The organism is Pseudomonas sp. No.117 (assembly GCF_054558395.1).
In genome coordinates this window covers 473,814-492,580 of record NZ_BAAJNP010000003.1, presented here as the reverse complement: position 1 = coordinate 492,580, position 18,767 = coordinate 473,814, and the positions used below count along the sequence as shown (strand labels likewise).

Here is an 18,767-nt window from a genome sequence, read left to right as displayed (position 1 = left end):
GATGGGTCAGAAAGTACATCCCAATGGCATTCGCCTGGGTATCGTCAAGGAGCACACTTCGGTCTGGTACGCGGATAAGCGCACTTATGCGGACTATCTGCTGGCCGACCTGAAGGTTCGTGAGTACCTCCAGGACAAACTAAAAAGCGCGTCCGTAAGCCGTATCGATATTCATCGCCCGGCTCAAACCGCACGCATCACCATCCACACCGCCCGTCCCGGTATCGTGATCGGCAAGAAGGGTGAGGATGTCGAGAAGCTGCGTCAGGACCTGACCGCAAGAATGGGTGTGCCCGTGCACATCAACATCGAAGAGATCCGCAAGCCGGAGCTCGACGGTGCCCTGGTTGCGCAGAGCGTTGCGCAGCAGCTTGAGCGTCGTGTGATGTTCCGTCGTGCCATGAAGCGCGCCGTGCAGAACGCGATCCGCATTGGTGCCAAAGGCATCAAGATTCAGGTGAGCGGTCGTCTGGGCGGTGCTGAAATCGCCCGTACCGAGTGGTATCGCGAAGGTCGTGTGCCCCTGCACACCCTGCGTGCCGATATCGACTACGCCACTGCGGAAGCTCACACCACCTACGGTGTGATCGGTGTGAAGGTCTGGATCTTCAAGGGTGAGGTCATTGGTGGCCGCCAGGAAGAACTGAAGCCCGTCGCCCCGGCTCCGCGCAAAAAAGCTGCTGCTAAGTAAGGAGTACGCAACATGCTGCAACCCAAGCGTACAAAATTCCGCAAGCAGATGACCGGCCACAACCGTGGTCTGGCTCATCGCGGTAGCAAGGTCAGCTTCGGCGAGTACGCGCTGAAGGCTGTCGGCCGTGGCCGTCTGACCGCTCGCCAGATCGAATCCGCACGTCGTGCGCTGACCCGTCACGTGAAGCGTGGCGGCAAGATCTGGATCCGCGTCTTCCCTGACAAGCCTGTCACCAAGAAGCCTCTCGAAGTGCGGATGGGTAAAGGTAAGGGTAGTGTCGAGTACTGGGTAGCCCAGATCCAGCCGGGCAAGGTCCTGTACGAGATCGAGGGTGTTTCCGAGGATCTGGCTCGTCAGGCATTCGCCCTGGCCGCTGCCAAGCTTCCGCTCGAAACCTCCTTTGTTAAGCGGACGGTGATGTGATGAAAGCGAAAGATTTGCGTGAGAAATCCGTAGAGGAGCTGAACGAGCAGCTTCTCAACCTGCTGCGTGACCAGTTCAATCTGCGTATGCAGAAGGCAACTGGCCAGTTGGGTCAGTCTCACATGCTCTCGCAAGTGAAGCGCGACATCGCTCGCGTCAAGACTGTGCTGAACCAGCAAGCAGGTAAGTGATCATGGCTGAAGCTGAAAAAACTGTCCGTACGCTGACCGGCCGAGTGGTCAGCGACAAGATGGACAAAACCGTCACCGTACTGATCGAGCGTCGCGTCAAGCACCCGATCTACGGCAAATACGTGAAGCGTTCCACCAAGCTGCACGCTCACGACGAAACCAATCAGTGCCGCATTGGTGACCTGGTCACCATTCGCGAAACCCGCCCGCTGGCCAAGACCAAGGCGTGGACCCTGGTTGACGTCGTCGAGCGCGCCGTTCAGGTATAAGGGTAGAGAGCCATGATCCAGACTCAATCCATGCTTGACGTCGCCGACAACAGCGGCGCTCGTCGCGTGATGTGCATCAAGGTGCTCGGCGGTTCCCACCGCCGCTACGCCGGCATCGGCGACATCATCAAAGTCACCGTCAAGGAAGCAATTCCGCGCGGCAAGGTGAAGAAAGGTCAGGTGATGACTGCTGTCGTCGTGCGTACCAAGCACGGCGTCCGCCGCACCGACGGTTCCATCATCCGCTTCGACGGTAACGCCGCGGTTCTGCTGAACAACAAGCAAGAGCCGATTGGCACCCGTATCTTTGGGCCGGTGACCCGTGAACTTCGCTCCGAGAAGTTCATGAAGATCGTCTCCCTTGCCCCCGAAGTGCTGTAAGGAGTAGCCGACATGCAAAAGATTCGTCGTGACGACGAGGTAATCGTCATTGCCGGCAAGGACAAGGGCAAGCGTGGCAAGGTGCTGAAGGTGCTCGCCGATGACCGTCTGGTCGTTGGTGGGGTCAACCTGATCAAGCGCCATACCAAGCCCAACCCCATGCTGGGCGTTCAGGGTGGCATCGTAGAGAAAGAAGCCCCTCTGCATGTCTCCAACGTTGCCATTTTCAACTCCGAGACCAACAAGGCTGACCGCGTTGGTTTCAAAGTCGAAGACGGCAAGAAGATTCGTATCTTCAAGTCGACCCAAAAAGCGGTCCAGGCCTGAAGCTGCTAGGTAGATCACCATGGCTCGATTGAAAGAGATTTATCGGAAGGAAATCGCGCCCAAGCTGAAAGAGCAGCTTCAGCTGGGTAACGTGATGGAAGTTCCGCGCATCACCAAGATCACCTTGAACATGGGTCTGGGCGAAGCGGTCGGTGACAAGAAGATCATCGACAACGCTGTAGCCGACCTGGAAAAGATCGCTGGTCAAAAGCCGGTCGTGACTTATGCCCGCAATTCCATTGCTGGCTTCAAGATTCGCGAAGGCTGGCCGATCGGCGTCAAGGTGACCCTGCGTAGCGATCGCATGTACGAATTCCTGGATCGTCTGCTGTCCATCTCCCTGCCGCGCGTACGTGACTTCCGCGGCCTGAATGCCAAGTCCTTCGATGGTCGCGGCAACTACAGCATGGGCGTGAAAGAGCAGATCATCTTCCCGGAAATCGATTACGACAAGATCGATGCGCTGCGTGGTATGGACATCACCCTGACCACCACCGCTCGTACCGACGAGGAAGGCCGTGCGCTGCTGCGCGCGTTCAACTTCCCGTTCCGTAACTGATTGAGGTCTTCAGATGGCTAAGCAAAGCATGATTAACCGCGAGCTGAAGCGTCAGCAGACGGTTGCCAAGTTCGCCAAGAAGCGCGCCGAGTTGAAGGCGACCATCGGTAATGTCAACGCCTCCCCCGAGGACCGTTGGAATGCCCAGGTCGCCCTGCAGAAGCAGCCCCGTGACGCCAGCGCCAGCCGCCTGCGTAACCGCTGCCGCCTGACCGGCCGTCCGCACGGCGTGTACCGCAAGTTCGGTCTGTCCCGCATCAAGCTGCGTGAAGCAGCCATGCGCGGTGACGTGCCCGGCCTGGTGAAGGCCAGCTGGTAACAGCTAGCGCCTTTCATCGCGGTAATTGAATCAAGCCCCTTTTGGGGCTTGATTCGTTTCTGGCCCATCTCTAGAATGCTCGGCTCGCCCGAATCGGCCTGTTGCCGAGGGGTGATTTTGAGAGCCGGAAGGCTCAATTTCTGTATTAGGAGCTAATAGCCCATGAGTATGCAGGACCCGTTAGCAGACATGCTAACTCGTATCCGTAATGCCCAGATGGCTGAAAAGGCCGTTGTGAGCATGCCTTCTTCCAAGCTGAAGGCTGCCGTTGCCAAAGTCCTCAAGGACGAAGGTTACATCGCGGATTTTCAGGTCAGCGCGGAAGCCAAGCCGTCGCTGTCCATCGAGCTGAAGTACTTCGAAGGCAAGCCTGTCATCGAAGAACTCAAGCGTAGCAGCCGTCCCGGTCTGCGCCAGTACAAAGCCGTTGATCAGCTGCCGAAAGTGCGTGGCGGTCTGGGCGTGTCGATCGTTTCCACCAACAAAGGTGTGATGACTGATCGCGCAGCCCGTGCTGCTGGTGTTGGCGGCGAAGTGCTCTGCACAGTCTTCTAAGGGGAATCAGCATGTCTCGCGTTGCTAAGAACCCCGTAAGACTGCCTGCGGGCGTCGAAGTTAATCTGGCCGGTCAGGCGCTTTCGATCAAGGGTGCCAAGGGCGCTCTGGAGCTGAAGGTCCATCCGTCCGTGGAAGTTACCCAAGAGTCCGGTGAGCTGCGTTTCGCCGCTCGCAATGGCGATCAGCAGACCCGTGCGATGGCCGGCACCACCCGTGCCCTGGTCAACAACATGGTGATCGGCGTCAGCCAGGGCTTCGAGCGCAAGCTGCAACTGGTCGGTGTGGGCTACAAGGCCCAGGCCAAAGGTCAGGTGCTAAACCTCGCTCTGGGCTTCTCTCACCCCGTGGACTACGAACTGCCGCAAGGCATCACCGCAGAAACCCCCAACCAGACCGACATCCTGATCAAGGGTATCGACAAGCAGCTGGTCGGCCAGGTTGCGGCTGAGATTCGTGGTTTCCGTCCGCCGGAGCCTTACAAGGGCAAGGGTGTACGGTATGCCGACGAAGTCGTCCACCGTAAAGAAGCCAAGAAAAAGTAGGGCATAGCAAATGACCGTCAAGAAAGAAACCCGACTGCGTCGCGCTCGCAAGGCTCGCCTGAAGATGCGCGAACTGGAAGTGGTCCGTCTGTGCGTGTACCGCTCTTCCCAGCACATCTATGCCCAGGTCATCGCGGCCGACGGCAGCAAGGTCCTGGCCAGCGCTTCTACGCTGGACAAAGAACTGCGCGAGAGCGCTACCAGCAACGTCGAGGCGGCCAAGAAAGTTGGTCTGCTGGTCGCCGAGCGTGCCAAGGCCGCTGGCGTTACCCAGGTGGCCTTTGATCGTTCTGGCTTCAAGTACCATGGTCGCGTCAAGGCGCTGGCCGACGCTGCTCGTGAAGGCGGGCTGGAGTTCTAAGTCATGGCAAATAACGATCAAAAGCGCGACGAAGGCTACATCGAGAAGCTGGTTCAGGTTAACCGCGTAGCCAAAACCGTGAAAGGCGGCCGTATCTTCGCCTTCACCGCTCTGACCGTGGTTGGCGATGGCAAGGGCCGCGTTGGCTTCGGCCGTGGCAAGGCCCGTGAAGTGCCTGCCGCCATCCAGAAGGCGATGGAAGCTGCTCGCCGCAACATGATCCAGGTGGATCTGAACGGCACCACCCTGCAGTACCCGGTCAAGGCCGCCCATGGCGCCTCCAAGGTGTACATGCAGCCCGCTTCCGAAGGTACCGGCATCATCGCCGGCGGTGCCATGCGCGCCGTGCTGGAAGTGGCTGGTGTGCAGAACGTCCTGGCCAAGTGCTACGGCTCCACCAACCCGGTAAACGTGGTGTACGCGACCTTCGAAGGTCTCAAGCACATGCAAGCGCCGGAAGCTGTTGCCGCCAAGCGTGGCAAGAGCGTCGAGGAGATCCTCTGATCATGGCTAATGCAACCGTCAAGGTCACGCTGATCAAGAGCGTCCATGGCCGTCTGGCCAATCACAAGGCTTGCGTCAAGGGTCTCGGCCTGCGTCGCATCAATCATACCGTCGAAGTTCAGGACACTCCTGAAAACCGCGGCATGATTAACAAGGCCTACTACCTTCTGCGTGTGGAGGGTTAAGTCATGAAATTGAACGATCTGCGTTCCGCTCCCGGCGCTCGCCGCGAGAAGCTGCGTCCCGGTCGTGGTATCGGTAGCGGCCTGGGCAAGACCGGTGGCCGCGGCCACAAGGGTCTGACCTCCCGCTCCGGTGGCAAGGTTGCCCCCGGTTTCGAGGGCGGCCAGCAGCCGCTGCACCGTCGTCTGCCCAAGTTCGGCTTCGTTTCGCTGAAGGCCCTGGACCGTGCCGAGGTTCGTACCTCCGAGCTGGCCAAGGTCGATGTCGACGTCGTCGATCTGCAGGCACTGAAAGACGCCAACGTGATCAGCCGCGACATTAAGCGTGTGAAGGTCGTGCTGTCCGGCGACGTCACTCGTGCCGTCACCCTGAAGGGCATTGGTGCCACCAAGGGTGCACGTGCAGCCATCGAAGCAGCTGGCGGCAAGATCGAGGAATAAATGGCTAAGCAAGGTGCTCTCTCTGCGCTCAGCAAGACCGGTGGTATGTCCGAGCTGTGGACCCGCCTCCGATTCCTGTTCCTGGCGATCATCGTCTACAGGATCGGTGCGCACATCCCTGTTCCGGGTATCAATCCCGATCAGCTGGCTGCACTGTTCAGGCAGAACGAGGGGACCATTCTTAGCCTCTTCAACATGTTCTCCGGCGGTGCGCTGGAGCGGATGAGCATCTTCGCACTGGGGATCATGCCGTACATCTCGGCCTCGATCATCATGCAGCTGCTTACCGCGATCAGCCCACAGCTGGAGCAATTGAAGAAAGAGGGTGAGTCTGGTCGTCGCAAGATCAGCCAGTACACCCGTTACGGCACGCTGGTTCTGGCGCTCGTTCAGGCCACCGGGATGTCGGTAGGACTCGCCAGTCAGGGTGTCGCGTTCAGCGTGGGCTTCAGCTTCTACTTCGTCGCTGTCACCACGTTCGTCGCTGGCGCACTGTTCATGATGTGGCTGGGTGAGCAGATTACCGAGCGCGGTATCGGCAATGGCATCTCGATGCTGATCTTCGCCGGTATCGTCGCGGGCTTGCCTCGCGCCATCGGTCAGTCCTTCGAGTCGGCACGGCAGGGCGATATCAACATCTTCGCGCTGATCATGGTGGGTGTGGTGGCCGTGGCCATCATTGCCTTCGTGGTGTTCATCGAGCGTGGTCAGCGTCGCATCGCGGTGCACTACGCCAAGCGTCAGCAGGGCCGCAAGGTCTTCGCTGCGCAGAACAGCCACCTGCCGCTCAAGGTGAATATGGCCGGGGTCATCCCGGCGATCTTCGCCAGCAGCATTCTGCTGTTTCCGGCATCGCTCGGTTCGTGGTTCGGTCAGTCCGAAGGTCTGGGTTGGTTGCAGGACGTGGCTCAGGCCATCGCCCCCGGCCAGCCGCTGAACATCTTGCTGTTTAGTGCAGGGATCATTTTCTTCTGCTTCTTCTATACGGCGCTGATGTTCAACCCCAAGGACGTGGCCGAGAACCTGAAGAAATCCGGGGCGTTCATCCCGGGTATTCGTCCTGGTGAACAGTCCGCTCGCTACATCGATGGCGTGCTGACCCGACTCACCATGTTCGGTGCCCTGTACATGACGGCGGTGTGCTTGTTGCCCCAGTTCCTGGTGGTCGCGGCGAACGTGCCGTTCTATCTCGGCGGGACCTCGTTGCTGATCGTGGTGGTAGTGGTCATGGACTTCATGTCCCAGGTCCAATCCCATCTCGTATCTCATCAATACGAGTCCCTGATGAAGAAAGCCAACCTGAAGGGCTACGGCGGCGGCATGATGCGCTGAGCCGTTACCCGTAAGGTTAGAGGAGTTGTCATGAAAGTTCGTGCATCGGTCAAGAAGCTGTGCCGTAACTGCAAGATCATTCGCCGCGAAGGCGTCGTGCGCGTGATCTGCAGCGCTGAACCGCGTCACAAGCAGCGCCAAGGCTGAGTGTGAATCACGCGTTTAACCCGGCAGCTAGTGTGCTGCCGGGTTGATCATTTGTTCCTACAGCGTTAATATCGCGCGCCCTTTTCTTGGCTTCCGGGGCGTCGGTAGCTGTCAATTGGAGTTTTTCTGAATGGCCCGTATTGCAGGCGTCAACATTCCAGATAACAAGCATACTGTTATCTCGCTGACCTACATCTATGGTGTCGGTCGCACCACCTCTCAGAAGATCTGCGCGGCCACCGGCATCGAGCCGACCGCCAAGATCAAAGAACTGAGCGACGAGCAGGTCGATCAGCTGCGTAATGAGGTCGCCAAAATCCTCACCGAGGGTGACCTGCGCCGCGAAATCAACATGAACATCAAGCGCCTGATGGATCTGGGTTGCTACCGCGGTCTGCGTCACCGCCGTGGTCTGCCGGTCCGTGGTCAGCGCACCAAGACCAATGCCCGTACCCGTAAGGGCCCGCGCAAGCCGATCCGCAAGTAATCGCATCCGCGAATCGACAGGAATCTAGTCATGGCAAAACCTGCTGCTCGTCCTCGTAAGAAAGTCAAAAAGACAGTGGTTGATGGCATCGCCCATATCCACGCGTCTTTCAACAACACCATCGTGACCATCACCGATCGTCAAGGCAATGCCTTGTCCTGGGCGACCTCCGGTGGCTCCGGCTTCCGTGGCTCCCGTAAGAGCACCCCGTTCGCTGCCCAGATTGCAGCCGAGCGCGCCGGTCAAGCCGCTCTGGAATATGGTCTGAAGAATCTGGACGTGAACGTCAAAGGTCCCGGCCCCGGCCGTGAGTCCGCTGTTCGTGCCCTGAATGCCTGTGGTTACAAGATCGCCAGCATCACCGACGTGACGCCCATCCCGCATAACGGGTGCCGTCCGCCGAAGAAGCGTCGCGTGTAATAGGAGACAGTGAGAAATGGCTCGTTACATTGGTCCCAAGTGCAAACTGTCCCGCCGCGAAGGCACTGACCTCTTCCTAAAGAGCGGCGCCCGCGCCCTCGACTCGAAGTGCAAGCTGGAAACCGTTCCTGGCCAGCATGGTCAGCGTCGCGGTCGTCTGTCCGACTACGGTCTGCAGCTGCGTGAAAAGCAGAAAGTCCGCCGTATCTATGGCGTGCTCGAGCGTCAGTTCGCCGGTTACTACCAGGAAGCTGCCCGTCGTAAGGGCGCTACCGGTGAAAACCTGCTGCAACTGCTCGAGTGCCGTCTGGACAACGTGGTGTATCGCATGGGCTTCGGCGCCACTCGCGCTGAATCGCGCCAGCTGGTCTCCCACAAGTCGATCACCGTTAACGGTCAGACCGTCAACATTCCCTCCTATCAGGTCAAGGTCGGTGACGTCGTCGCTGTCCGCGAAAAGGCCAAAAACCAGCTGCGTATCGCTCAAGCTCTCGAGCTGTGCGGCCAGCGTGGCCGGGTTGAGTGGGTCGAAGTGAGCACCGAGAAAAAGGAAGGCACCTTCAAGAGCGTGCCGGCCCGTGGTGATCTCTCCGCCGACATCAACGAAAACCTGATTGTCGAGCTCTACTCCAAGTAAGGGCTAGAAAGTAGGTGCATCCATGCAGAGTTCGGTAAATGAGTTCCTGACCCCCCGCCATATCGATGTGCAGGCGGTTAGTCAGACCCGTGCCAAGATCACCCTCGAGCCTCTCGAGCGTGGTTTCGGCCATACCTTGGGCAACGCGCTGCGGCGTATCCTGTTGTCCTCCATGCCTGGCTGCGCGGTAGTCGAAGCAGAGATCGACGGTGTCCTGCACGAGTACAGCGCCATCGAAGGCGTGCAGGAAGACGTGATCGAGATCCTGCTCAATCTCAAGGGTCTGGCCATCAAGTTGCACGGTCGTGACGAAGTCACCCTGAGCCTGAGCAAGAAAGGTCAGGGGCCGGTTCTGGCCTCCGACATTCAGGTCGATCACGACGTCGAGATCGTCAACGGTGAGCACGTCATCGCCCACCTGGCGGACAACGGTTCGCTGAACATGAAGCTGAAAATCGCGCGCGGTCGTGGCTATGAGCCCGCCGATGCGCGTCAGAGCGAAGAAGACGAAACCCGTGCCATCGGTCGTCTCCAGCTCGACGCTACGTTCAGCCCGGTTCGTCGCGTGGCCTATGTGGTGGAAAACGCCCGGGTCGAACAGCGTACCAACCTGGACAAGCTGGTGCTTGACCTGGAAACCAACGGTACCCTGGATCCGGAAGAAGCCATCCGCCGTGCCGCCACCATCCTGCAGCAGCAGCTGGCAGCGTTCGTCGACCTCAAGGGCGACAGCGAGCCGGTCGTAGTCGAGCAGGAAGACGAGATCGATCCGATCCTGCTGCGTCCGGTAGACGATCTGGAACTGACCGTTCGTTCGGCCAACTGCCTCAAGGCGGAGAACATCTACTACATCGGTGACCTGATTCAGCGTACCGAAGTGGAGCTGCTCAAGACCCCGAACCTGGGCAAGAAGTCCCTGACCGAAATCAAGGACGTTCTGGCCTCCCGTGGTCTGTCGCTCGGTATGCGCCTGGACAACTGGCCCCCTGCAAGCCTTAAGAAGGACGACAAGGCTACTGCCTGATCGTCATTGTTCACCGAACGATAGTTTGGGAAGGAATTTCAATCATGCGTCATCGTAAAAGTGGTCGTCATCTGAGCCGCACGAGCGCACACCGCAAGGCCATGTTCCAGAACATGGCTGTGTCGCTGTTCGAGCACGAGCTGATCAAAACTACCCTGCCGAAAGCCAAGGAACTGCGCCGCGTTGCCGAGCCGCTGATCACTCTGGCCAAGGAAGACAGCGTCGCCAACCGTCGCCTGGCTTTCGACCGTACCCGTTCGAAAGCTGCCGTCGGCAAGCTGTTCAACGACCTGGGCAAGCGCTACGCCAACCGTCCGGGCGGCTACCTGCGTATCCTGAAGTGCGGCTTCCGCGCTGGCGACAATGCGCCCATGGCGTACGTCGAGCTGATCGACCGTCCGGTCGGCGGTACCGTGGAACAGGCTGCTGAATAAGTAGCCGCGTTCTGGAAAAAGCCGGGCTTTTGCCCGGCTTTTTCATGTCCGGCCGTTGGTGGACAGTTTAGACGGAACAGAAAAAGACGTAAGGTAATTTTCTATCAGGACGCTAGGATCAATAAATTAGTCCTAAAGTATTGCCTTGGCGATACTTCCCTCAGGCGATCAGCCAACGCTATCCAGAGGGAGACAGCCTGTGACCGATACCAAGATCCTTACCACCGCCAGCGGCATTCCGGTGGCCGATAACCAGAATTCCCGTACTGCCGGTCCGCGCGGTCCGTTGATGCTCGACGACTTCCATCTGGTCGAGAAGCTGGCGCACTTCAACCGTGAAGTCATCCCCGAGCGTCGGGTACATGCCAAGGGCTCCGCTGCCTTCGGCACCTTCACCGTGACCCAGGACATCACCCACCTCAGCAGTGCCAAGCTGTTCGCCAGCGTGGGCAAGCAGACCGAGACCATCCTGCGCTTCTCCACCGTGGGCGGCGAGCGAGGCTCGGCGGATACCGAGCGCGATCCCCGGGGTTTCGCCCTGAAGTTCTACACCGAAGAAGGCAACTGGGACATCGTCGGCAACAACACCCCGGTGTTCTTCATCCGCGACCCGCTGAAATTCCCGGATTTCATCCACACCCAGAAGCGTGATCCCTGGAGCAACCTGAAGAGTCCGCAGATGATGTGGGACTTCTGGTCGCTGTCGCCGGAATCGCTGCACCAGGTCACCATCCTGTTCTCTGATCGCGGCATTCCGGACGGCTATCGCTTCATGCATGGCTTCGGCAGCCATACCTTCAGCCTGATCAATGCCCAGGGTGAGCGGCACTTCGTGAAGTTCCACTTCAAGAGCCAGCAGGGCATCAAGAACCTGCCTCCGGCCGAGGCGGCGCGCCTGGCCGGTACCGATCCGGACTACAGCCAGCGCGACCTGTTCCAGGCCATCGAGCGCGGCGAATACCCGCGTTGGACGATGTGCATCCAGGTGATGAGCGAGCAGGAAGCCGCTGGCCGCGCCGAGAACCCCTTCGACGTGACCAAGGTCTGGTCGCAGAAGGACTATCCGCTGCAGGAAGTCGGCGTACTGGAACTCAACCGCAATCCGCAGAACTACTTCGCCGAAGTGGAGCAGGCGTCCTTCGCACCGAGCAACGTGGTGCCCGGCGTCGGCCTGTCGCCAGATCGCATGCTGCAGGGCCGGGTGTTCGCCTATGCCGATGCCCAGCGCTATCGGGTGGGGACCAACTACCAGCAACTGCCGGTTAATGCCCCGCGCTGCCCTTACGCCAACAACCAGCGTGACGGCGCCATGAGATTCGATGGCAACGGTGGCTCCCTGCCGAACTACGAGCCGAACAGCTATGGCCATACGCCCAAGCAGGCGCCGCAGTACCGGGAGCCGGCGCTGAATTTCGCCGGTCCGGCCGATCGCTACGACCACCGCGTCGACGAGGACTACTTCAGCCAGGCCGGTGCCCTGTTCCGCCTGATGAGCCCCGGCCAGCAGGCACTGCTGATCGGCAACATCGTCGGTGCCCTGGGTTCGGTGACCCGAGAGGTGCAACTGCGCCAGATCGGTCACTTCCTCAAGGCCGATCCCGCCTACGGCCTGGGTGTCGCCAAGGGCCTGGGGATAGATCCCAGCGAAGTGGCCTGACGCAGGCACGGAAAACAGCCCGGCGATCGCCGGGCTTTTTTTCGTCCGTTAAAAAAGTGCCTGAAAGGCTGTCTCGGACGCCTCTGGCGACGTCGCAGTGCTAAGGTTCGCATCAAGCGCGAAAACACGAGGCTCGCTTTGCCGTCATGACAGTGTTCGGGGTGTCTTTGCGTCAGTTCTGGGCGCATGAAAAAGCCAGCTATGGCGTCCGCGTCTTCGTCGCCCTGAGCGGCGCCATGGCCGTCTGCTGGTCGCTGGGTGACCTGCGGTCGCTGTCGCCGGTGTTCCTCGGCATCATCGCCAGTGCCCTGGCGGAAACCGACGACAGCTGGCTGGGGCGCCTGAAGTCGCTGGTGGTGACGCTGCTGTGCTTCACCGTGGCGGCCTTCGCCGTGGAGTTGCTGTTTCCCTATCCCTGGATCTTCGTGGTGGGCCTGGGACTCGCCACCTTCAGCCTGACCATGCTGGGGGCGATCGGTGAGCGCTACGCCTCGGTCGCCCAGGCCACGGTGATCCTGTCCATCTATGCCATGATCGGCGTGGACCAGCGCCTGGGGGCCCAGGTACCATTGTGGTACGAGCCGGCGCACCTGCTGGCCGGGGCCCTGTGGTACGGGGTGCTGTCGGTGCTCTGGTGCACCCTGTTCGCCCATCAGCCCGTGCGCCAGAGTCTGTTCGCGCTCTATGGCGAGCTGGGCATCTTCCTCAAGCTCAAGGCCGAGATGCTCGAACCGGTGCGCGGTGTCGACCTGCACCGGCGGCGCGTGCTGCTGGCCCAGCAGAACGGCAAGGTGGTGCAGGCGCTGAACCAGGCCAAGGCGACCATCCTCAGCCGCTTCGGCCGCTCGGGACGACCGGGCGCGCGGTCCGGTCGCTATTTCCGGCTGTACTTCATGGCCCAGGATATCCATGAGCGCGCCAGCTCGTCGCACTATCCCTACAGCGCCCTCACCGAGGCCTTCTTCCACAGCGATATCCTGTTCCGCTGCCAGCGCCTGCTCAAGTTGCAGGCCGCGGCCTGTTTCAATCTGGGCGAGGCGATCCGGCTCGGTCAGCCCTTCGAATACGGCCAGCAGAGCCAGCAGGGCCTGACCGACCTCCAAGCCTCGCTGGAGTACCTCAAGCAGCAGCAGAATCCGCGCTGGCGCGGTTTGCTGCGCTCGCTGGATCTGCTCGGCCACAACCTCTCGACGCTGGAGCGGCAATTCTCCGAAGCCGGCACCAGCGACTCCGGCGCGGCGGATCTCGATACCAGCCTACTCGATCCCGCGGCGCGCTCCCTGCGCGAGGTGTTCCAGCGCATCCGCCTGCAACTGACCCCGACCTCGCTGCTGTTCCGCCATGGCCTGCGCATGGCCCTGGCATTGATGACCGGCTATGGCGTCCTGCACCTGATCCATCCGGTTAATGGCTACTGGATCCTGCTCACCACGGTGTTCGTCTGCCGGCCGCAGTACGGCGCGACGCGGGTACGCCTGGTCCAGCGGATCGTGGGGACGGTGATCGGCCTGCTGCTGGGCAGCGCCCTGCTGGAGCTGTTCACCCAGGCGGAGATCCAGCTGCTGCTGGCGCTGGTGGCCGGGCTGGTGTTCTTCATCACCCGGACCGATCGCTATACCGTGGCCACCGCGGCCATCACCCTGATGGTGCTGTTCTGCTTCAACCAGGTGGGTAATGGCTTCATGCTGATCTGGCCGCGGCTGCTGGATACCCTGCTGGGTTGCCTGATCGCGGTGCTGGCGGTGTTCTTCGTGCTGCCGGACTGGCAGGGGCGGCGCCTGCACCTGGTGATGGCCAATACCCTGCGCACCAACGCGCTCTACCTGCGGCGGCTGCACGAGCAGTACCGCACCGGCAAGCGCGATGACCTCGACTACCGGGTGGCGCGGCGCAACGCCCACAATGCCGACGCGACGCTGTCCGCGGCCCTGGCCAACATGCTGCGGGATCCCGGGCATTTCCGGCGCAACCTGGAGGCCGGCTTTCGCTATCTGGCGCTGTCCAACACCCTGCTGGGCTACCTGTCGGCCCTGGGCGCGCATCGCCGCCAGCTGGAAGCGGCCGAGCACGATGCCCTAGTGGAGCGCGCCGTGACCCGGATCGCCGAGGGCATGGAGGCCATCGCCGCGGCAGTGGCTGAACGCCGCAGCCTGCCGCCGACCGCCGAGGAGGAAAGTAGCCTGGCCGATGAGCTGGAAGCGGCAGCGGATGGCAACGACGATGGCTATCGGCTGGTGTGTACCCAGCTGGCCTTGATCTGCCGCCTGCTGCCCAATCTCAAGAGCGCCGCCAACCATACGCTGCGCGAACAAACCCGCGAACAACCGGACGCGGTTGCCGCCGATGCTTGAGCAAGGCTGGCGCGACGCGCTATGTTGGCCGATGTCCGTCGAATCGTTCGACGCCTGTTTATGCTGGTCTGAAGGCTGTTCCCATTCATGCGTATGCGTCTTCTAGTAGTGGGCGGGGAGAGCGCCCTGGGTAAGGCGCTGCTGACCGCGGGTGCCGAAGCGGGCATCGACTTCATCGCTCCCGAGATCCCCGCGGAAGGCTGGTACGCCGCCGGCCTGACCGAGGCGCTGGACCGCGTGCGGCCGGGCGCCGTGATCAATCTGGCCTATTACCGCGACTGGTTGCAGGCGGCGGCGGTGGATCCGGCGCTGCTGCAGCGCCAGGCGCTGGCCGTGCAGCGGCTGGCCGGCCTGTGCCAGCACTACCAGATTCCGCTGATCCAGCCGTCCGGCTATCAGCTTTTCGATGGCTCGCGCGTCGCCGGCTATAGTGAAAAGGATCTTCCGCGGCCCCCGGGGCCCCGCGGCGAGGCGCTCTGGCGAATCGAACAACTGGTGCGGGCGCTGTGCCCGATGCACATCCTGCTGCGCCTGGGCTGGGTGCTGGACGACTCCCGTGACGGGCGCCTGGGCCGACTGCTGCGTCAGTTGGGCACCGAACAGGTGGTCCCGCTGGCCGGCGACCGGCGTGGCAATCCCACCACCGTCGACGATGTCGCCCGGGTGCTGGTGGCCATCATCAAGCAGCTCGACTGCGGCGCGCCGCTCTGGGGCACCTATCACTATGGTGCCCAGGAGGCGGTCTCGGAGCTGGGCCTGGCCGAGACCGTGGCCAGACTCTGGCAGGAGTTCGAGCGGCCGGTGCGCTGCGAATGGCAGGAGGTGCCTCACCTGGAGCGCACGGACGCCGCGGAAGAGCCACAACAGGGGGTGTTGATCAGCCGCAAGCTGCTCAACACCTTCGGTATCAAGGCGCGGCGCTGGCAGCAGGAGCTGCCGGCGCTACTGCAGGGCTTTCGGCAGGACGAGGTAGGTTTCGATGAGTGATGCGCCCATTCTGATCACTGGCGGTGCCGGTTTCATCGGCTCCCATCTGGCCGATGCGCTACTCGCGCAAGGCAAGCGGGTGCGGGTACTGGACGACCTGAGTACCGGCAAGCGGGAGAATCTGCCGCTGGACGACGAGCGCCTCGAGCTGCGGGTAGGCGATGTGGCCGATGCCGCGACGCTGGAGGCCGCGGTCGCTGGCTGCGCGGCGGTGGTGCATCTGGCGGCGGTCGCCTCGGTGCAGGCGTCCGTCGAGGATCCGGTCGGTACCCACAAGGCCAATTTCATCGGCACCCTGAATCTCTGCGAGGCCATGCGCAAGGCCGGGATCAAGCGGGTGGTCTATGCCTCCAGCGCGGCGGTGTATGGCGCCAACGGCCAGGGCCAGGCCATCGACGAGGAGCTGCCCAAGGCGCCCCTCACGCCCTATGCGGCGGACAAGCTGGCCGGCGAGTACTACCTGGATTTCTATCGCCGCCAGCATGGGCTGGAACCGGCGATCTTCCGCTTCTTCAACATCTATGGACCGCGTCAGGATCCGTCCTCGCCCTATTCCGGGGTGATCAGCATCTTCACCGAGCGTGCCCGGCGCCGGACGCCGATCACGGTGTTCGGTGACGGCGAGCAGACCCGTGACTTCGTCTATGTCGCCGACCTGGTGGGCATTCTGCTGCAGGCACTGGAGGCTGCCGAGCTGGCGCCGGGGGCGGTGAACGTGGGTCGCGGTGACACCATCAGCCTCAACGGCCTGCTGGCCGAGATCGGCCAGGTGCTGGGTGGCCTGCCGGAGGTGACCCATGGCGCGGCGCGGTCGGGGGATATCCGGCATTCCAAGGCGGACAATCGTCGCCTGCGCGAGCGCTTCGATTTCAGCCGCCCCACGAGCATGGGCGCTGGATTGGCGGCGTTGTTGCGGGACTAGCGACTGGGGGCCAGGGGCCATCCCTGGCCTGTCGGGCTTCGACGGTGGCGCTGTCTCAGCGCCTACCTTGGCTTAGAAGCGATAGCCCAGGCCGACCATGTACACCCAGGGATCCACGTCCAGATCGACCTTGGCGCGGGCGCCAAGGGCGGTGTTGTCGACGTGGGCGGTGGTCGAGATATCGATGTAGCGGATCTGGGCGTTGAGCATCACCCGGTCGGTGAGCATGACATCGGCACCCACCTGGGCGGCCCAGCCCCAGGAGTTGTCGGCGCGGAAATTGTCGAAGCCGGCTGCGCTGGCACCGCTGCCGACGTGCTCGTCGTAAATCCAGGTGTAGTTCAGGCCGGCGCCGACATAGGGCTGGAACGTCGCCTTGGCGTCCAGGGGGTAGTAGACCAGGCTCAGGGTCGGTGGCAGGTGCTTGAGGCTGCCCAGCTTGCCGTTGGCGGCGTCCAGCCCGGTGCCCTTGATGTTGACCTGGTGCTCGAAGGGCGTGGCCGCCAGCAGCTCGAGGCCCAGGTGGTCGGTGAGCATGTAGGCAACGTTGAGCCCCAATTGGGTATCGCTGTCCATGCTCGCCTTGCCGCCGAGATTGGCGCCGCTCAGGGCGCCCCGGTCGATCTTGACGTCGGAGCTGCGCTCGTGGGGATCCACGGTGATGGCGCCGGCGCGCAGGATGATGTCGCCGGCCTGGTGGGCCTGGGCGAGCGGGGTGGCCAGGGCGAGGGCGAGCAGGCTGAGACGGAAGAGAGGACGCATGGCAGGGCTCCGAAGGCGCTGAAAGAGGCTCGGAGCAGCCTAGCGAAGGCGGGCCAGCGGACTCTTGATCTCGCTCAAGGGCGGGCGAGATCGCTCAGGAGCCGTCCCCCTTGAGGATATAGGGGAGGATGCGCTGTGCCTGCATCCAGTAGCCGGCGACGGCCACCTCGCTGCGCTGGGTGCCCACGCCCAGGCGGCCTTCCACCCAATAGGGCAGGTGCAGCTTGGACAGCCAGAGGTCGTGGCTGCCCTTGACGTAGACGATCTGGTTGCCCGGCGGCGGGGGGACGTGGATGCAGGCGCCGTAGTAGGGCACCAGCAGGAATTCGTTGACCTCGCCCTCGTCGGTGACCATCAGCGGCACCACGTAGCCGGGCAGGCGCACCTCCTGGCCCTCCAGGGCGGCGACCGTGGGGGCGTCTGGCCAGGGCTGGCTGGCGGCCGGGCCGTCTTCGCCAAGACCATGGTCGATGCTGCCCGGATTGAAGCGCGGTGCATCGGCCGGGACCAGCTCCCGCCAGGCGAGTTGGCGGGGTTCGGCCTGCACCCAGGGCAGCCAGATCAGCAACAGCAGGAGCGCCAGGCGCATGGGAAGCCTCGTCTACAAGCGCACGGACAACCCGTCCGTGAGGGCCTGGCGGCAGCCGCGCCAGGCCGGGATGCAGCCGAGCACCAGGGCCGCGAGCAGGATGCCGCCGAGCAGTTGCCCATCGTAGAGCGAGGGCCAGTCCAGCGGCAATGCCAGGCCGTATTCCGCCAGCAACCAGGGCCGCCCCAGGGCGATGGCGCCATAGAGCAAGGCCAGGCCACCCAGGCAGCCGGCCAGGGTGAGGCCCAGCGCCTCGGCCAGCAGCAGGCCGAACAGGTGGCGCGGCTGGGCCCCCACCGAGCGCAGGATGGCCATCTCCCGGCGCCTTTCGTTGAGGCTGGCGAGCAAGGCGGTGAGCATGCCCACCAGGCCGGTGAGCACCACGCACAGCGACATCACCAGCAGCGCCTGTTCCGCGGTGCCGAGCAGGCCCCAGAGCTCCTGCAGGGCGACCCCCGGTAGGATGGCCATCAGGGGTTCGCCGCCGTAGTCGTTGATGGCGCGTTGCAGGGCGAAGGTAGCCACCCGGCTCTTGAGGCCGACCAGGGCGGCGGTGAGGTCCTTGGGCGTGAGGTCGCGCTTACGGACCTCGGCATCGCTCAGCGAAGGGCCGGGCATGCCGCCGCGCCAGTCCAGGTGCAGGGCGGTCATGCCGGTCAGGGGGATGTGCAGGGTGCGGTCGACCGGGGTGCCGGTGGGGGCGAGGATGCCGACCACGGTGAAGGGATGGTCGCTGTGCTCGGTCAGGCTGATGGTGGCGACGCCATGGGCCAGCACTATCCGGTCACCCAGCCGATAGTGCAGCGCCTTGGCCACCTCGGTGCCCAGCACCACCTCGAAGACGTCGGCGAAGGGCCGGCCCTGGGCCAGCCGCAGGGGCTGGTTGCGGCCATAGTGGTAGTGGGCGAAGTAGTTGCCGTCGGTGCCCAGTACCCGGTAGCCGCGGTGGGAATCGCCCAGGGACAGCGGGATGGTCCAGGCGACGCGCGGGTCGGCGGCGAGTTTCTCGTAGCTTTCCCAGCGGATGTTGTTGGTGGCGTTGCCGATGCGGAACACCGAGTAAAGCAGCAGGTTGACCGCGCCGGAGCGGGCGCCCACCACCAGGTCGGTACCGGCGATGGTGCTGGCGAAGCTGGCCTTGGCCTCGGTACGCAGGCGTTCGACGCCCAGCAGCAGGGCCACCGAGACGGCGATGGTGAAGACGGTGAGCAGGGCGGTGGCGCGGCGATTGCGCAGGCTGGCCCAGGCTAGCGAGAGGAGCGGCATC

General features: G+C 62.5%; 28 protein-coding genes. 25 read left to right on the top strand and 3 right to left on the bottom strand.

Features of this window, described 5'->3' with window-relative positions; translation table 11 throughout:
- Position 1: 1 nt before the first annotated feature.
- From rpsC to ACYJP6_RS08960, 25 genes are all read left to right on the top strand, one after another.
- On the top strand, positions 2 to 691 hold the full coding sequence (gene rpsC / locus ACYJP6_RS09080) for a 30S ribosomal protein S3 (RefSeq protein ID WP_007161245.1): 690 nt from the start codon (positions 2 to 4) through the stop codon (positions 689 to 691).
- A 12-nt stretch (positions 692 to 703) separates the two neighbouring features.
- Positions 704 to 1,117 carry a 50S ribosomal protein L16 gene (gene rplP, locus ACYJP6_RS09075; protein WP_017640282.1) on the top strand — a complete coding sequence of 138 codons (414 nt, stop codon included), beginning with the start codon at positions 704 to 706 and terminating at the stop codon, positions 1,115 to 1,117.
- Positions 1,117 to 1,308: a 50S ribosomal protein L29 gene (gene rpmC, locus ACYJP6_RS09070; protein ID WP_007161243.1), complete on the top strand. Its 192-nt coding sequence runs from the start codon at positions 1,117 to 1,119 to the stop codon at positions 1,306 to 1,308. Before rplP ends, rpmC begins: the two co-directional genes overlap by 1 nt.
- Before the next feature lie 2 nt (positions 1,309 to 1,310).
- Positions 1,311 to 1,577 (top strand): 30S ribosomal protein S17, encoded by a 267-nt coding sequence (gene rpsQ / locus ACYJP6_RS09065; RefSeq protein WP_007161242.1) that lies wholly within the window; start codon positions 1,311 to 1,313, stop codon positions 1,575 to 1,577.
- A gap of 12 nt (positions 1,578 to 1,589) precedes the next feature.
- On the top strand, positions 1,590 to 1,958 hold the full coding sequence (rplN, locus tag ACYJP6_RS09060; protein ID WP_007161241.1) for a 50S ribosomal protein L14: 369 nt from the start codon (positions 1,590 to 1,592) through the stop codon (positions 1,956 to 1,958).
- A 12-nt stretch (positions 1,959 to 1,970) separates the two neighbouring features.
- The gene (gene rplX / locus ACYJP6_RS09055) at positions 1,971 to 2,285 is read left to right on the top strand and encodes a 50S ribosomal protein L24 (protein WP_017640283.1); all 315 of its coding nucleotides are present in this window, start codon (positions 1,971 to 1,973) and stop codon (positions 2,283 to 2,285) included.
- A gap of 19 nt (positions 2,286 to 2,304) precedes the next feature.
- Entirely contained in the window at positions 2,305 to 2,844 is a 540-nt protein-coding gene (rplE, locus tag ACYJP6_RS09050) for a 50S ribosomal protein L5 (protein ID WP_007161239.1), read from the top strand.
- Positions 2,845 to 2,857: 13 nt separating this feature from the next.
- Positions 2,858 to 3,163 (top strand): 30S ribosomal protein S14, encoded by a 306-nt coding sequence (gene rpsN, locus ACYJP6_RS09045; RefSeq protein WP_145013008.1) that lies wholly within the window; start codon positions 2,858 to 2,860, stop codon positions 3,161 to 3,163.
- A 162-nt stretch (positions 3,164 to 3,325) separates the two neighbouring features.
- Entirely contained in the window at positions 3,326 to 3,718 is a 393-nt protein-coding gene (gene rpsH, locus ACYJP6_RS09040) for a 30S ribosomal protein S8 (RefSeq protein ID WP_007161237.1), read from the top strand.
- A gap of 11 nt (positions 3,719 to 3,729) precedes the next feature.
- On the top strand, positions 3,730 to 4,263 hold the full coding sequence (gene rplF, locus ACYJP6_RS09035; protein WP_058760894.1) for a 50S ribosomal protein L6: 534 nt from the start codon (positions 3,730 to 3,732) through the stop codon (positions 4,261 to 4,263).
- Between the two features lie 10 nt (positions 4,264 to 4,273).
- Positions 4,274 to 4,624, top strand: coding sequence for a 50S ribosomal protein L18 (gene rplR / locus ACYJP6_RS09030; RefSeq protein ID WP_007161235.1), 351 nt, complete (start codon positions 4,274 to 4,276; stop codon positions 4,622 to 4,624).
- A 3-nt stretch (positions 4,625 to 4,627) separates the two neighbouring features.
- Positions 4,628 to 5,128, top strand: coding sequence for a 30S ribosomal protein S5 (gene rpsE, locus ACYJP6_RS09025; RefSeq protein WP_058760892.1), 501 nt, complete (start codon positions 4,628 to 4,630; stop codon positions 5,126 to 5,128).
- A 2-nt stretch (positions 5,129 to 5,130) separates the two neighbouring features.
- Positions 5,131 to 5,313 (top strand): 50S ribosomal protein L30, encoded by a 183-nt coding sequence (gene rpmD / locus ACYJP6_RS09020; protein ID WP_059316457.1) that lies wholly within the window; start codon positions 5,131 to 5,133, stop codon positions 5,311 to 5,313.
- A gap of 3 nt (positions 5,314 to 5,316) precedes the next feature.
- Positions 5,317 to 5,751: a 50S ribosomal protein L15 gene (rplO, locus tag ACYJP6_RS09015; protein WP_007161232.1), complete on the top strand. Its 435-nt coding sequence runs from the start codon at positions 5,317 to 5,319 to the stop codon at positions 5,749 to 5,751.
- Complete coding sequence (secY, locus tag ACYJP6_RS09010) at positions 5,752 to 7,083, top strand: preprotein translocase subunit SecY (RefSeq protein WP_133860560.1); 1,332 nt, start codon at positions 5,752 to 5,754, stop codon at positions 7,081 to 7,083.
- Between the two features lie 30 nt (positions 7,084 to 7,113).
- Entirely contained in the window at positions 7,114 to 7,230 is a 117-nt protein-coding gene (rpmJ, locus tag ACYJP6_RS09005; protein WP_002555468.1) for a 50S ribosomal protein L36, read from the top strand.
- Between the two features lie 130 nt (positions 7,231 to 7,360).
- On the top strand, positions 7,361 to 7,717 hold the full coding sequence (gene rpsM / locus ACYJP6_RS09000) for a 30S ribosomal protein S13 (protein WP_007161230.1): 357 nt from the start codon (positions 7,361 to 7,363) through the stop codon (positions 7,715 to 7,717).
- A 30-nt stretch (positions 7,718 to 7,747) separates the two neighbouring features.
- Positions 7,748 to 8,137, top strand: a complete 390-nt coding sequence (gene rpsK / locus ACYJP6_RS08995) for a 30S ribosomal protein S11 (RefSeq protein WP_003281811.1) — start codon at positions 7,748 to 7,750, stop codon at positions 8,135 to 8,137.
- A gap of 16 nt (positions 8,138 to 8,153) precedes the next feature.
- On the top strand, positions 8,154 to 8,774 hold the full coding sequence (rpsD, locus tag ACYJP6_RS08990) for a 30S ribosomal protein S4 (RefSeq protein ID WP_017640289.1): 621 nt from the start codon (positions 8,154 to 8,156) through the stop codon (positions 8,772 to 8,774).
- 22 nt (positions 8,775 to 8,796) lie between these two features.
- Positions 8,797 to 9,798: a DNA-directed RNA polymerase subunit alpha gene (locus ACYJP6_RS08985; RefSeq protein WP_059316454.1), complete on the top strand. Its 1,002-nt coding sequence runs from the start codon at positions 8,797 to 8,799 to the stop codon at positions 9,796 to 9,798.
- Positions 9,799 to 9,842: 44 nt separating this feature from the next.
- Positions 9,843 to 10,232 carry a 50S ribosomal protein L17 gene (gene rplQ / locus ACYJP6_RS08980; protein WP_007161227.1) on the top strand — a complete coding sequence of 130 codons (390 nt, stop codon included), beginning with the start codon at positions 9,843 to 9,845 and terminating at the stop codon, positions 10,230 to 10,232.
- A gap of 199 nt (positions 10,233 to 10,431) precedes the next feature.
- Entirely contained in the window at positions 10,432 to 11,889 is a 1,458-nt protein-coding gene (locus ACYJP6_RS08975) for a catalase (RefSeq protein WP_459474693.1), read from the top strand.
- Between the two features lie 146 nt (positions 11,890 to 12,035).
- Positions 12,036 to 14,240, top strand: a complete 2,205-nt coding sequence (gene yccS / locus ACYJP6_RS08970) for a YccS family putative transporter (RefSeq protein WP_459474692.1) — start codon at positions 12,036 to 12,038, stop codon at positions 14,238 to 14,240.
- Positions 14,241 to 14,327: 87 nt separating this feature from the next.
- Positions 14,328 to 15,227 carry a sugar nucleotide-binding protein gene (locus tag ACYJP6_RS08965; RefSeq protein ID WP_459474691.1) on the top strand — a complete coding sequence of 300 codons (900 nt, stop codon included), beginning with the start codon at positions 14,328 to 14,330 and terminating at the stop codon, positions 15,225 to 15,227.
- The gene (locus tag ACYJP6_RS08960) at positions 15,220 to 16,149 is read left to right on the top strand and encodes an NAD-dependent epimerase/dehydratase family protein (protein ID WP_459474690.1); all 930 of its coding nucleotides are present in this window, start codon (positions 15,220 to 15,222) and stop codon (positions 16,147 to 16,149) included. The genes ACYJP6_RS08965 and ACYJP6_RS08960 overlap by 8 nt, the downstream gene beginning before the upstream one ends.
- Positions 16,150 to 16,221: 72 nt before the next feature.
- On the opposite strand, the gene ACYJP6_RS08955 is transcribed toward ACYJP6_RS08960, so the two are convergent.
- The 3 genes from ACYJP6_RS08955 to ACYJP6_RS08945 all read right to left on the bottom strand — a co-directional run bounded on the left by ACYJP6_RS08955 (position 16,222) and on the right by ACYJP6_RS08945 (position 18,766).
- Positions 16,222 to 16,911, bottom strand: a complete 690-nt coding sequence (locus ACYJP6_RS08955; protein ID WP_459474689.1) for an OmpW/AlkL family protein — start codon at positions 16,909 to 16,911, stop codon at positions 16,222 to 16,224.
- Positions 16,912 to 17,005: 94 nt separating this feature from the next.
- Positions 17,006 to 17,500 carry a DUF3299 domain-containing protein gene (locus ACYJP6_RS08950; protein ID WP_459474688.1) on the bottom strand — a complete coding sequence of 165 codons (495 nt, stop codon included), beginning with the start codon at positions 17,498 to 17,500 and terminating at the stop codon, positions 17,006 to 17,008.
- Positions 17,501 to 17,512: 12 nt separating this feature from the next.
- Entirely contained in the window at positions 17,513 to 18,766 is a 1,254-nt protein-coding gene (locus tag ACYJP6_RS08945) for an ABC transporter permease (RefSeq protein WP_459474687.1), read from the bottom strand.
- Position 18,767: the final 1 nt, after the last annotated feature.